This window comes from Sporolactobacillus sp. BBK16-2 (genome assembly GCF_059878335.1).
The window spans coordinates 2,869,874-2,883,336 of sequence record NZ_CM187611.1; the positions used below are offsets into that span (position 1 = coordinate 2,869,874).

The 13,463-nt window shown below is 40.8% G+C and carries 12 protein-coding genes and 1 pseudogene; 3 read left to right on the forward strand and 10 right to left on the reverse strand.

Annotated features, from left to right (window positions below):
* Positions 1-224 precede the first annotated feature (224 nt).
* The 9 genes from AC6F33_RS14210 to AC6F33_RS14250 form a co-directional block, all read right to left on the reverse strand.
* A complete protein-coding gene (locus AC6F33_RS14210) occupies positions 225-575 on the reverse strand; it encodes a DUF2200 domain-containing protein (protein WP_500777323.1) in 351 nt (116 codons plus the stop codon).
* 13 nt (positions 576-588) lie between these two features.
* On the reverse strand, positions 589-1,611 hold the full coding sequence (locus tag AC6F33_RS14215; RefSeq protein WP_500777324.1) for a tRNA dihydrouridine synthase: 1,023 nt from the start codon (positions 1,609-1,611) through the stop codon (positions 589-591).
* 341 nt (positions 1,612-1,952) lie between these two features.
* Complete coding sequence (locus AC6F33_RS14220) at positions 1,953-3,287, reverse strand: amino acid permease (protein ID WP_500778168.1); 1,335 nt, start codon at positions 3,285-3,287, stop codon at positions 1,953-1,955.
* A 267-nt stretch (positions 3,288-3,554) separates the two neighbouring features.
* Positions 3,555-4,076: a nucleotidyl transferase AbiEii/AbiGii toxin family protein gene (locus tag AC6F33_RS14225; protein ID WP_500777325.1), complete on the reverse strand. Its 522-nt coding sequence runs from the start codon at positions 4,074-4,076 to the stop codon at positions 3,555-3,557.
* Positions 4,067-4,492 carry a nucleotidyl transferase AbiEii/AbiGii toxin family protein gene (locus AC6F33_RS14230; RefSeq protein ID WP_093674443.1) on the reverse strand — a complete coding sequence of 142 codons (426 nt, stop codon included), beginning with the start codon at positions 4,490-4,492 and terminating at the stop codon, positions 4,067-4,069. The genes AC6F33_RS14225 and AC6F33_RS14230 overlap by 10 nt, the downstream gene beginning before the upstream one ends.
* On the reverse strand, positions 4,449-5,114 hold the full coding sequence (locus AC6F33_RS14235; RefSeq protein WP_500777326.1) for a hypothetical protein: 666 nt from the start codon (positions 5,112-5,114) through the stop codon (positions 4,449-4,451). Before AC6F33_RS14235 ends, AC6F33_RS14230 begins: the two co-directional genes overlap by 44 nt.
* 366 nt (positions 5,115-5,480) lie before the next feature.
* Positions 5,481-6,419: a tetratricopeptide repeat protein gene (locus tag AC6F33_RS14240; RefSeq protein WP_093674441.1), complete on the reverse strand. Its 939-nt coding sequence runs from the start codon at positions 6,417-6,419 to the stop codon at positions 5,481-5,483.
* A 104-nt stretch (positions 6,420-6,523) separates the two neighbouring features.
* On the reverse strand, positions 6,524-7,066 hold the full coding sequence (locus tag AC6F33_RS14245; protein WP_093674440.1) for a hypothetical protein: 543 nt from the start codon (positions 7,064-7,066) through the stop codon (positions 6,524-6,526).
* Positions 7,067-7,378: 312 nt separating this feature from the next.
* Complete coding sequence (locus tag AC6F33_RS14250) at positions 7,379-7,717, reverse strand: SdpI family protein (protein ID WP_093674439.1); 339 nt, start codon at positions 7,715-7,717, stop codon at positions 7,379-7,381.
* 771 nt (positions 7,718-8,488) lie between these two features.
* On the opposite strand from AC6F33_RS14250, the pseudogene AC6F33_RS14255 reads away from it, so the two are divergent.
* From AC6F33_RS14255 to AC6F33_RS14265, 3 genes and pseudogenes are all read left to right on the forward strand, one after another.
* Positions 8,489-8,646: pseudogene (locus tag AC6F33_RS14255) on the forward strand (IS256 family transposase); the annotation flags it as partial.
* Positions 8,647-9,440: 794 nt separating this feature from the next.
* On the forward strand, positions 9,441-10,385 hold the full coding sequence (locus tag AC6F33_RS14260; RefSeq protein WP_093674437.1) for an SDR family oxidoreductase: 945 nt from the start codon (positions 9,441-9,443) through the stop codon (positions 10,383-10,385).
* 529 nt (positions 10,386-10,914) lie between these two features.
* Positions 10,915-12,450, forward strand: coding sequence for a multicopper oxidase family protein (locus tag AC6F33_RS14265; RefSeq protein WP_093674435.1), 1,536 nt, complete (start codon positions 10,915-10,917; stop codon positions 12,448-12,450).
* A gap of 438 nt (positions 12,451-12,888) precedes the next feature.
* Here the strand turns inward: AC6F33_RS14265 and AC6F33_RS14270 are convergent, their stop codons facing one another.
* Positions 12,889-13,455 (reverse strand): DUF4256 domain-containing protein, encoded by a 567-nt coding sequence (locus AC6F33_RS14270; protein WP_500777327.1) that lies wholly within the window; start codon positions 13,453-13,455, stop codon positions 12,889-12,891.
* Positions 13,456-13,463 lie beyond the last annotated feature (8 nt).

The following is a 13,463-nucleotide window of genomic DNA, read 5'->3' on the forward strand; positions in this document are numbered from 1 at the left end:
GGTTATTCACAGAAAAACTCTCCATTTTCACGTTTATCAATTCGATAAGCGGAATTTCTCCGTCTATTTAAGCATTTTTTTTATTCATTCTCTAAATAAGCGGAATTTTTCCGTTTATTTCTCAGATTGGACCTCATGCGTTGAAACTTGTCCTTAATTTGTTGGTGGGAACAAGTAAGTATAAATTAAGTCCTGTCGGCTCCGTTGGTATAGGAGTCATACCCTCAGCTCCTCAAAATCTTTTCCATAGACTTGCCTTTTGCCAATTCGTCCACCAGTTTATCAAGCCACCTGATTTTCTGCATGAGCGGCTCTTCGATTTCCTCTACGCGATGCCCGCAAATCACACCTTTGATTTTGGACGCATTCGTGTTTATCTGCGGGGCTTCGCTAAAGAATGTTTGATAATCTATATTTTTTTCAACTGCCGCTTGCAAGCCGGCATCGTCATACCCTGTCAGCCAGCAAATTACAGCATCAACCTCAGAGTTGGTACGCCCTTTGCGCTCCGCCTTTTGGACGAGCAGCGGGTAAACTCTGGAAAACGCCATTTTGTACACACGCTCATTTTTCATAAAGTGTCACTCCTCATCGGTTGGGTTGTGAAACGGAGGTTGAAGCAGTTTGAGTCCCCAAATCATTTTTCTCTTGTTGCTGATCAAAACGATCAAGCAATGCACGCACGTCATCCGTTGACTTTGTGCTCATCAGTTGATTTCTTAAGTCACTTGCCCCGCGAAAACCCCGGACATAGATTTTAAAAAAGCGATGAAGTGCTGTAAACGGACGCAGCTCTAATTTTGCCGAATAGCGATCATGGAGATCGAGATGCAGCCTTAAGAGATCAAGCAGTTCCTTGCTGCTATGATCTTTCGGTTCCTTTTCAAAGGCAAATGGATTGGCAAAAATACCGCGCCCAATCATCAGCCCATCCACACCGTATTGATCAGCGAGCTTCAAGCCGGTTTGCCGGTCAGTGACATCGCCATTGATCGTCAAAAGTGTATCCGGTGCCACCTGATCGCGGAGTTTCATAATCTCCGGAATCAGTTCCCAGTGTGCATCGACTTTGCTCATTTCCTTTCGTGTACGCAGATGAATGGTCAGATTCGCAATGTCTTGCTTCAATACATGTGTCAGCCAGTCGTGCCATTCGTCGACATCCGAGTAACCAAGCCTTGTCTTCACACTGACGGGCAAGCCCCCTGCCTTTGTAGCTTGGATGATATCTGCTGCAACTTTGGGACGCAGGATAAGGCCGCTTCCCTTCCCATTCGCCGTCACATTAGGCACCGGGCAGCCCATATTGATATCCACACCACGAAACCCTTGCTTCGCCAGACCAATACTCATTTGCCGAAAGTGTTCCGGTTTATCCCCCCATATTTGGGCGACAAGCGGCTGTTCATCCTCCGTAAAAGTCAAACGCCCACGCACACTTTGAATCCCCTCCGGATGGCAATAACTATCCGTGTTTGTAAACTCGGTAAAAAACACATCAGGCTTGGCTGCTGCACTCACCACATGGCGAAAAACAACATCCGTCACCTCTTCCATCGGTGCCAGTATAAAAAAAGGTCGTGGTAAATCACGCCAAAAATTATCATTCATCGTTAACTTCAAATCCTCACATTATGGGATACTCGTCCAGAATCTGCATCCCCAAGATTGCTTTCTTAACACTTATAGCATGATTAAGCAGTTTAAATCAAATGACATACCTTGCTGAAACCAGTTAAATCAAATCATGCAGGGCTCTTCCCTCTCCACCACAGTATCAAAAAAGGTACCAATCAATGAAAACAGACACATTGATGGTACCCTTCAGAGTGAAAATGGTATATGGCAACACGCCAACAAAGCCTCAACTTCTCAAAATCTTCTTCGATCCGCCGTAACATTGCGTATCATTTTCTGAATCAATCGGATCACCTGTTTGGCCAAGATGACTTTTATTGATTCGATCGTGCTTCATTTTCCAGATTATCCCGTTTGCCAACGCCGGAAACATAATAGCTGGCGACGACGAGACAAAGGAAAATAATCCCGACAATCAGCGACAGCCGTGTATCCGGATTGAACCACATCCCGATTAATACAACGATTAAAAAGACAATCGTTAAATAGTTTGAAAACGGTACAAGCGGCATTCTAAACGGATGTTTCTGCGACTCAGTTTCTTTTATTTTTCTGAACCTGAGATGGCTGATCAGAATGACGAACCAGGGGACCATCCCCGGAAGGACACTCGCGCTGTAGACGTAAACAAAAATTTTCGGCGGTGCGACAAAGTTCAGCACAACACCGATAGTAAGACCGATGAGCACAGCAATCGTGCCAAAAAGCGGCACTCCGTTCCCGGAGACTTTTTTGAAGCATTTGGGTGCCTGTCCGAATTCACCCAGCGTGTAGAGCATCCGTCCGGCACTGTAAATACCGCTGTTGCACCCGGACATCGCTGCCGTAATGATGACAAAGTTAATGATCGCGGCTGCAGCGGTGATGCCGATTTTCGCGAACGTAATAACGAATGGGCTGCCCAGTTCATTAAGCTGATTCCACGGGTAGACGGTGACAATCACAAAGATCGCGCCAATATAGAAAATCAGGACACGCCAGATGATGCTCTGAATCGCCCGGACAATTGTTTTTTCCGGATGCTTCGCTTCACCGGCAGTGATGCCGATCAGTTCAACCCCCTGGAAAGCCGCAACGACGAGCGACAGCGAAAAGAAAAAGCCTGTCCACCCTTTTGTAAAAAAACCGCCGTGTGCCCAGAGATTCGATAAGCCAATCGCTCGTCCGCCATTTCCAAATCCGAAAAAGATCAATCCGATTCCGGCAATAATCATCAAAATAATCGTAACCACCTTGATCATCGCAAACCAAAATTCAAATTCGCCGAACGAACGGACAGAAATCAGGTTCGCCGTACCGAGAATGATCACAACCAGAACACTGGGAATCCAGGCCGGCAGCCCCGGAAACCAGAACTTCATGTAGGTTCCTACGGCGATCACTTCAGACATGCCGACGATGACCCATTGAAACCAGTTACTCCACGCGGTCAGATAACCAGCGAGCGGATGAATAAACTCGCGTCCGAATGTCGCAAATGATCCGGTGCTCGGCGCAACGTATAACATCTCCCCCATCGCCCGCATAATGAAGAAAATAAACAATCCGCTGATCGCATAAGCAAGCAGCACGGACGGGCCCGTCCACTGAATTGTACTCGCTGAGCCCATGAACAAACCAACGCCGATCGTTCCGCCCAGCGCGATCATCTGAATATGGCGCGCACTAAGGCCTCTCTTTAACTTCTCTCTCTTCACCTAACTTCACCTTCTGCTGAATACTTCTTTATTGATTGTGACAACACACAACGAATTCATTTTAACAATGATTCAAGGAAATGTCTGCCTGATGTAGAGATGAGCTTCCCTTTTCAGAATTTCCTGCCTCACCCGTTTGCAGTCCTTTCTACTCTGATCTTACTAAACTTACACATTCAGCATATGGGACAGAATGATTCATTTATTCACTCTCTTCATTCAGTCAATGACTACTGGAACAAGTCCTGACTCAATAATTTTAATGAAAGAACTCTTTACGATCTCATAGCTAATTGGTGAGTCACTTGGAAGAAACAATTGTACATTGCTCGTCCCCTCATAGTCCGCTTTAAAATAATCTTCATTAATTAGTTTTCTGCAAGTCTCAAGCAATTTAAAGTTCTTAACTGCTGAATAAGCATGGTCACTCTTTGAGCGTTCCTCAGCTACCTGTTTAAACAGCGGCCTGATTTTGTCACTGTTGAACCGATTTTTGTACGTCTTATAGATCATGTGAAGATCATAAAGATGCCGCGAATTTCTCGTATATTTTCCATCGATAGAGTAATCACAGAGGGCAAATAGTTTATCGATAAACGTACGTTCAATACTTTGCACTTGTATACTAAATGCATTCATTTCATATTTTTCGATAAACACATCTTGGCGTTGCTTAATCAAATAGTCGAGAATGTAATTTATCGCTTGCCTCACATCCGTGGGAAAAGATTTTAGCAGCACATAGGTCTCGACATAGTAACTTTTTGAAGATCTGCTCCTGTTACACTTGGGTAAGCAAATTGGTATCGATTGAAATCCATTCTACTTTTTATCTCGGCTTCATTCTCAAGACTCATGCCGATTTCATTTGCAGAATCAACAATCGCTTGTTTCAACTTGCGTTTTTCTGACCCAGTTGTTTCGATGTCCTGTTGAAAATTAAGATCAATATCTTCCGAAAAACGATGAATCAAGTGGTAACATTTGCTTAAAGATGTACCGCCCTTAAAAACAATTTGTGGATAGTTCGTCTTAATTCGTTCAAGCAGTAAAGATACATAATAATCCTTTTCAACAATGGAGCTTTTGAGCCCGGAATCCTCAGATACGGCGTTAATGACTTCCTCGAAAAGCTCTTTGTTTTGATGCAAGTTCATAAACCAAGTCACTCCTGTATATGGCCAGTTGGTCATGCTCTGAGTAGGCAGACAGATATCTTTTTATTTCTTCCCAGGAAATAGTTAGCCCCTGTAAATAATCGAAGCATTTGCCTATTGATTCTTCAAGTGGTCGTTCGCTGTAATCGTCAAACCTGCTAATCAGATCAAAAATTTGCAGCAATTTATAATTCCGAGCAGTAACCAATAGTTTGGGCTTCATCAAGAAAACGCTGCTTTTGCCATATATAACTTTTCTCGAACTCATTTTTTCCCTGTTGGTAACAATTTCATAGGCTAACGCGTTTTGGGTGGTTAATCCCAGTTCGTTCGCAAACGACAAGCCCGTCACGTACCCTATTCGATGATTCGCTGAGTCAAACAAGTATTTCTTTTTAATAACTGAGTCAAGACTTAATGAAGAACGAAATAACGGTTTTGGGTTCGGACGATAATAAATACCCGCTTTCAAAGCATAACGTGTAATGATCCCACTATCCGCTGCCTTTTTTAAATTTTGACGCAATGTATTTGGATTAATATTCAGTTTATCTCTGAGCTCTTCAGTCAAGATTGGCTCCTCATAGCCAAAATGACACTCCAGATATTTTTGAAAATCCATATCCGTTCACCTCTTCATTACCAGTATAACCGGTTATAACGTTTTTATAAAACAACATTATAATTATGTTACGTAATCCTACACTAATTTTCATCCTCAAATATGGTGAATGAAATTATCTTTTATGTAATCTAAAAGTAACCTAGGATAATCATAAAAAAATTCCCCCACTCAGCTAAAATAAACCCATAGATGATTCACTGGTCTGCTGTGGGGAGATGGGGATAACAATTATTTTGAACCTAAAGCAGGATATTTTATTAAAATACTTCAGAGAGGGGCGATCGCAAAGAGAGATTGCGGGAGAAACAGAAATTGACTCATTTGTTACCAACAATAAGCCACATCCATGTAAAACCAGTATGTTTATCGTTCTTCCTTTAACTCATCTAGCCTCTCTTTTATTGCGTCACTATCCATTTGATCCTTTGCAATGGCTAGACCCTTTTCATATAGATCTTGCGCCTTAGCATAATCTTTCTTTTGTTCAAAGAAAAACAAATCTCCCCAGCCGATATAGCCCCATGGATTGTTCGGAAAATCTTGCACCAACTTCTCAAACTCGGACTCAGCCTTCTCGTATTGGCCTAATTTAGCGTACGATTCCGCAATGGCACGCCGCATATTATGAACGATTAATTCATTTTCTTTGGGAAAATAGTTACAAAAATCACGACAATACTTTATTCTTTTTTCAAAATAAACAGGCTCATCCATACCCGCATTATGAAGTTCTGTTTCCAGATCCTGGCAAAAATTCTTAATAAAAAAACTGCCCTTATAATGCTTGTCCAGATAATCTAAATTTTGGAATTCAGGTTCGATTCTATCCTTTATTCCCTCCCAGACTGTCAACCATGTATCACATGCAGATGTTGAGTCATTTTCATCTACATACTCAAAACCCTTATCAATCAAGTCACCCATTTGTTCCATGGATAATTTTTTCGGTGGAGCCAATCTTTCCCACAAAATCCAGGCCGCCATCCAAGGGAAATCTTCATCTCTACCTCTTGCAGTAACCGTATAGTGATGGAACCAATTCTCCGTAAGATCTTCGGCAGAGTAGAACTTTTCGATATCTTTTAAAAAGGTTTCCTGTTTAAATGGAATACCAAATTTCCGTAACATGAGGATGATTTCATCGGTACTTAATTCGTTCACCTCTTCATAGGTAATAAACCTATTAACGGGATTCCTAACAATTTGTTTTGCCATCAATTGTTTATCTTTGTCCATACAGCATTTTTTGTATTTTTTACCGCTTCCGCAAGGGCATAAATCGTTCCTTCCAATTTTAGGCATGCTTTTTCTCCCCTTATACGATTACTATTACAAATTTAACTTTCATTTTCAAAATATAAAATTTTGTTGTCAGTTAGTATAATTCCCTGTCACTAAAAAGATAATCAAAGCTTTTCTTTTTCGGTTAAAATCGCAAAATTCATTACATCATCCTGCTCTATCAATTGCCCCATTTGATTCTCAATAAAGGTAAAATAACCGGTCGGTCCTAGATGTTTCGTCCAGTGTTTAATGGATTTTTCAATCCTTAACAGGCATTTTATCGGTATCATGAAGTATTTCTTAGTATCGAAAGAATTGGTTTCTTTCATTACTACTTCATGAACTTGTTCATTGGTAAAAGGATCAAACCCCATAAGCAGCCCATGCAATAATGCCTGATTTTCCGAAGTAGCATGACTACTAAAATCATACTCAACTTGTTTAATATATCCATTTACGGTAAGCAATGCCATTCGAATAGCGGTTAATGCTTGTCGACCTGAGCGATTAGATTCTTGACGATGGAGCTTCAGCATGTTGCCTTCCATTACCGAAAGAGGATATGCGTAATACTCTTCATGTCCTTTAGGAATCGTTCCGAAATCTTTCGCCATTCGAGTTGAAACTCTGTCTAATTTATAAGTGTCTACCATGATCTTCTTCATAAATTCTCCAAACTCCTTTACCTATCTAATTGATTTTCACTTCAATCTATTTTCTTTTCTCTTCTATGTACACCCATAATAAGCTTTTGCGAAATCACCCGCCTTCACCCTGCATTCCACCGTTCGAGTTAAAGTAACGTTTTTCAACCGAACACCCGTTTAGGATTTTTTGATTTAATAATAGCCATTTCTTTGCCTGTTTTCACCTGTTTATCACCGTTTTTTCGAAGTTAAACCAAAAATGTTGCACGATAGAAACAAGGGAAAACCGAAATAGGACAAGAGGTGGGCATGATACCTATATTTCCACAATCATTTTCTACTTCCGTCTTTGTTAAAGATCTTTCTTAGATGTACTTCTCCAGCAAATATAATTGCTGCTACTACTGCCAGAATTAAAAGCATAGGTATTATTGATTTATTCAATTTAGGCCAAATAACCTGAATAATACCTCCAATCAGTGCTAAAACAACTCCTCCTACTATAAATGTATTACTGCCGTACCTTTGGGCTTCTGCCCATGTATCCTTATTCTGCATAGCTAACCTTGAACGCCAACCATATATACTATTGATATTCTTTGGGGGAAACAGTTTAAATACCACCCCACCTAATAACGCAAAAATCAACCCAATCTCTATTAATGTCACTTGAATGCTCCTTTATCATCAATCTGTCACATGTTGCTTCACAACTTCTCCTAGGGCATCTTCCTATTGTTGTTGTGAAAAAGTTGGAGTGGTATGAATAATGATGCGTATGTATAAAATCGTCCCACGATTTGATAACTTTATCTTCATCACACAAATCAACTATTTCTATTTCTTCAAACTTCCTGTCTTCCACCGCACCCCATGCTTTTTTCAACATTGCAATAGCTTCTACATCACTTTTTGGTGCGCTATATCCAAAAATAGTAACCATTTTGGTTTATAGGTTTGTGATGCTTTTTCAAAAGTCTTTGCAATATACCAACGCATACAGCTTTCCACTGCGGTGTTTTGTGTTTCATTTGTTACATTCAATGCGATGCTTAATTTCTCGGACACATCTGCATCCACTGTAAAGGTCACGCTCTGGTTCGCTGTTTACTCTATAAAAAATTATATCAGTGATTTGTATTTTGTGAATATTAATAATCTAATTTATACTGACTCATCGCAATAAATATGAAGACACCCTGTATTTCAACAAGGTGTCAGATCCTAATAATATTTAGTTATTCAGTTCAATTTTCAACATCTATACTAATGCCTGACTTGAATTCCACCTCAATTTTGTCATCATGCACTGTAACTGTCCGCAGTAAACAATACTCGATCAAGTGCTGACGTTAACACAGCTCAGACCCTGCTTCACTCTTTTTTGACGGTTACCAGGAGAAAGTCCCACGGATCACAGAGTTTGTCGAGGCGTCATAATATGATGATGTCACCGCAGTGCTTTCCCTGCCCGAACCCTATCGCCGCCGTTTGCGGACAACCAATGGCATGGAACGCCTCGTGAAAAGGTGATTCGTAACTTTCCAAATCAGGATTTGGTCCTCCGTCCGATGGGGGCCATACTCATGGAGCAGAATTAAAAAGTGGCTGAGCAGCCGCCGTTCGCCAGATAATAGAAGTAATCAACAAAACTTCTTTCCTTTACGACTTAAGACGGGAGTTATAAAACGATGGCTGAAACCTACGCTATGAACTACATCGGGAACGAATTCCCGATGTAGTTCATAACTCGCACTCTTTATTGCCGTAATTTATCTAGTGATATCCTTAATCAAAAATTCAAATCAACATTCGAACATCAGCGATCATGCCGAATCGATTTTAAAAGAACGATTTGCCCGAGGCGAAATCATGGAAGATGAGTACAAAAAAATGAAAAAGATTTTACATGATTGATAATGAGATACTCTAAATATATGTTGAAGAAGAAAAGTTGCATGACTTTTCCTCCTCATTTTTTGTTTGCCTATATTTACCGATTCAGGAATTTTGGGGAGTTCTTCAGCCCCTACTTAAACTACTGATGTATCTTTTTAGAGTATGGGATAGGTTTGTACGTAACGAGGATTAGTATAATAGGGTGGTCTGGGTCCTATTAACGGCATTGGCCACGTGTGAGGGTTGTCATCATAGAGCATCTCTACTTTTTCATCTGAAAAATTCACGAGTAATAATTGGACTTCAGGACTATATTGAAACAAGCGAATAACCTCCTCTTAAATTTCTTAATACACCTTATTCAGCAACTTCCTATAAAGAGCCAGTACTTCTTTCATCAAGCTTTAAACAATTGTGGATTGGAACATGCACTGGGTACGCCCATCTAACATAATGTAAAAAAGTCATTTCTATTCATGTAAGGAGGATTCCAATGGAGCAGGATGAGCAAAAAAATCAGAAGGGAATCACCGATGGAAATTATCCAATGTATCCAAATTACGGGGTCATAACCCGCTATGAGGACATTCCGATTAATGTCCCTGAACAACGTCAACTTCGACAGCCTGGTTTTGAAAGACTGATGATCCCCCGGCCTATTATTGAAAATCCAGAGTATAGGGGAAGCGGGAAATTAACAGGGAAAGTTGCCCTCATCACAGGTGGGGACAGCGGGATCGGAGCAGCTGTAGCGATTGCGTTTGCTAAAGAAGGCGCAGATGTTGCTATTTCCTACTTTGATGAACATGAAGATGCAATCAGAACAAAAACACGGATCGAACAACTCGGCCAGCGCTGCATTTTATTGCCAGGTGATGTCCGAGACAAAAATCAATGTATTTCCATCGTGGAACAAACGATCCAATCATTCGGACGATTGGATATTCTAGTGAACCACGTGGGTATCCAGTTCCAGCAGCCAAGTTTACTCGATATTACTGACGAGCAATTCGATGACACCCTTAAAGTTAATATCTATTCTCATTTTTACACAACTCGAGCGGCGCTTCTCTATTTGAAACCAGGCAGCTCAATTATTAATACATCTTCGGTTACGGCTTTTAAAGGACCTTCACAATTGATTGATTACACATCAACGAAGGCAGCGAATATTGGCTTTACTCGTGCTTTGGCCAATAATCTTATAGGTAAGGGAATTCGGGTCAATGCTGTAGCACCAGGATCAACCTGGACTCCGCTCCAGCCGTCAACCTATTCTGCAGATCAGGTCGCTCTATTAGGTTCCGGTAATCCGATGCGGAGAATGGCCCAACCATTTGAGCTTGCGCCAGCGTACGTTTTTCTTGCCTCTGACGATTCCAGATTTGTTACTGGCCAAACCATTCACGTTAATGGTGGCGAGCTGACCTCATCATAAGATACGATTCAACCAGAAATTCCATTAAATAAGTTAATCATTTAGGGTACAACGGTAAGCGTCAAATAATCCCCACCTGTAACCAGATGGGGATTCGTTATATGATTTATTTAGCAGATGAGGGGACGCGACAATCTTCCGGGATGGTTGTTGACCGGAGAAGTTGTTCCATCAGATCCGTGGATGAAAAAGTCAAGACAGATACTTGAAGGTTCAATCCGTTTTCTTTCGCTGTCTCCACAACACTGTAGATAACCGCACTGGCCTGTGCAGAAGGGGTGCGGGATTTGACGCTTACCTGTGCTGAAAGCAAACAACTTTTTACCACTTTTTTTACTATATTTGTCGTGAACAACATAAACATTCTATAGAAGAAAATTATTTCTATAGAAGGTTGCCATGGATCAAAAGGATCAAAGTCACCCATTTAAACGATTTTAAAACGACTTTTATTCAGTCGTCCTCACGATGATTAAACATTTGATACCCATGACTTGCTTTTTGCAGTCTGTTATTAAGGAGATGAATGATGATTCTCTCTAAATTTGTAGACGAACTACCCATCCCACCTATTTTAAAACCTCGATGGAAAGATCAGTTCTATACTTATTACGAAGTAACTATGACTGAATTCCGTCAATCACTTCATCGTCAGTTAAATGACTCAACTGTTTGGGGGTACGAAGATGGCTATCCAGGGCCTACAATTGAAGTCGAACGTGGAGAAAAAGTGTTGATTAAATGGATGAACAATCTTCCTGATAAGCACCTTTTTCCAATCGATTATACGGTTCATGGTGCCCATCGGGACGTGCCTGATGTAAGAACAGTCGTGCACGTACACGGTGCTTGCGTTGAATGGGAAAGCGATGGCTACCCAGAGGCTTGGTTTACAAAGGGCTTCAAACACGTGGGCCCATATTTTAGAAAGCAAATATATCGATATGATAATTGCAATCATGCCTGCACGTTATGGTATCATGACCATACGCTCGGTATTACGCGGCTAAATATTTATGCAGGTTTAGCAGGATTCTATCTTATCAGAGAAAATCGGGAACGTTCATTGAATTTACCGAGTGGGAACTATGAGATTCCTCTTATGATACAAGATCGGACATTTAATAAGGATGGTTCGCTTTACTACCCGAAGCAACCAGAAAAACCGATTCCTGAATTAGAAACGTCGATTACTCCTGAATTTATTGGGGATACGATTCTAGTAAATGGTAAAGTATGGCCTTATTTAAAAGTGGAACCACGTAAATACCGCTTTAGGCTTTTAAACGCATCCAACACGCGTTTCTATAGGATTAAGCTTGATTCTGGACAACTTATGTATCAAATTGCGACTGATGGAGGGTTGTTGGACTATCCAATTGGTATCAAGGAAATCATGTTAGCCCCTGCAGAAAGGGCAGACGTGATCATTGATTTTACCAATTTAGAAGGGAAGAATATTATCATGACAAATGATGCCCCCGCTCCTTTTCCAAGGGGTGACAAACCGGATCCATCTACGGTTGGGCAAGTGATGCAATTTAGAGTAACTCTTCCTTTATCAAGTGTTGACACGAGTACAATTCCAGCTAATATAATACCTGTTCCAAAAATAAAAGAACAGTCAGTTTCGAGGATAAGATACCTAACATTAAATGATACTATGGATCAGTACGGTCGTGAATGGATGCTATTGGATCATAAACCATGGGCAGCACCCATATCAGAAAATCCAAAATTAGGGGCAACCGAGATATGGTACCTCATCAACGTAACTGGTAATTCACACCCAATTCATCTTCACTTAATTGATTTTCAAATACTTGACCGAAGAAATTTCGATGTTGATACGTTTAACAAGGAGAAGGTTATCGACTATACAGGTCCGGCAATGCCGCCGGAACCACAAGAACGAGGATGGAAAGATACCGTTCGAGCTAATCCGAAGCAAGTTACTCGAATCATCATGCAGTTCGGACCATTTACCGGGTTATATATATGGCACTGTCATATCTTGGAGCACGAGGATTATGAGATGATGAGACCTTATCGTATTATCCGATAATAATCGGTGACCTGTCAAAATTAACTTGAAACACCGGGATGGTACTTAATGTTATCCTAATTATTCACAATTTAACTTACCAATATTTTAAAAATATGATCTGGGGTTCAAGCTCCTAACTTTGCTAAAAGTCTTCAGAAAGTTGGTTGAAGGCAAAATCAAGGCAGGGCAAGTGATAGTAGAGAAAGGACCCCGAAATCGGAAAATTTTTTTCACGAAATCAGGGTCGGAATCGGAAATGTTTATTTTGATTCAGAAGTTTATTTTTTAGTTATACATTTACCGATGAAGTTGCACCATGCACTCGACATGCGAAATCACATAACTCTTATACAAATTAACAAAAGAATTTTGATAATCCAACCTTTTGGCGATATCTATCCCCATGAGGTATAAGCCGCCAGCGTCCTTTCACCTGGCTGCGTTTCAAACCAAAATTCAGACCCTTAACGAGCCCCGGAAACCCCTGGCAGCATAGTAGCTCTCTGCTCCATTGTGGTACACAAAGACAGTGTCGTAGCGACGATCACAAAAGATGGCCCCACCGAGTTTTCTAATATTAGAAGGTGTTTTCACCCAGCTCGATGTTTTATTGTCGAAATTTCCAAGTTTCTGCAGCTCCCGGTATTGTTCTTCCGTTAATATCTCAATACCCATGTCAGCAGCCATATCTAAAGCGTTGTTTTCTGGTTTGTGTGCTTTCCTTGATTCCAGTGCCTCACGGTCGTAAAAAAAACTTCTGCGACCTTTAGGGCTTTCCACTGAACAATCATAAAAAATGTATTCATCTGTCTTTATATCGTGACCAACAACATCCGGTTCACCGCCGGTTATTTCCATTTCATTGAGGGACCACAGTTTTTCAGTATTAGTTTCTAGCTTTGCTTGTACTTTAATCCATTCAAGTCCTTTATGACGATTCATGTTTTTCTCAAAACGGGCTTTCAATACACCGAGTATTTCTTCACGTTGTTCTGGTGACAACTTCCTTTTTTCATTATCCACTCCAGAGC

Excerpts from the sequence above, each read along its gene's own strand:
- AC6F33_RS14210 (WP_500777323.1), bottom strand. The coding sequence starts at position 575 with ATGAAAAATGAGCGTGTGTACAAAATGGCGTTTTCCAGAGTTTACCCG.
- AC6F33_RS14215 (WP_500777324.1), bottom strand. The coding sequence starts at position 1,611 with ATGAATGATAATTTTTGGCGTGATTTACCACGACCTTTTTTTATACTG.
- AC6F33_RS14220 (WP_500778168.1), bottom strand. The coding sequence starts at position 3,287 with ATGATCGCGCTGGGCGGAACGATCGGCGTTGGTTTGTTCATGGGCTCA.
- AC6F33_RS14230 (WP_093674443.1), bottom strand. The coding sequence starts at position 4,492 with ATGAACTTGCATCAAAACAAAGAGCTTTTCGAGGAAGTCATTAACGCC.
- AC6F33_RS14235 (WP_500777326.1), bottom strand. The coding sequence starts at position 5,114 with ATGGATTTTCAAAAATATCTGGAGTGTCATTTTGGCTATGAGGAGCCA.
- AC6F33_RS14240 (WP_093674441.1), bottom strand. The coding sequence starts at position 6,419 with ATGCCTAAAATTGGAAGGAACGATTTATGCCCTTGCGGAAGCGGTAAA.
- AC6F33_RS14245 (WP_093674440.1), bottom strand. The coding sequence starts at position 7,066 with ATGAAGAAGATCATGGTAGACACTTATAAATTAGACAGAGTTTCAACT.
- AC6F33_RS14260 (WP_093674437.1), top strand. The coding sequence starts at position 9,441 with ATGGAGCAGGATGAGCAAAAAAATCAGAAGGGAATCACCGATGGAAAT.
- AC6F33_RS14265 (WP_093674435.1), top strand. The coding sequence starts at position 10,915 with ATGATTCTCTCTAAATTTGTAGACGAACTACCCATCCCACCTATTTTA.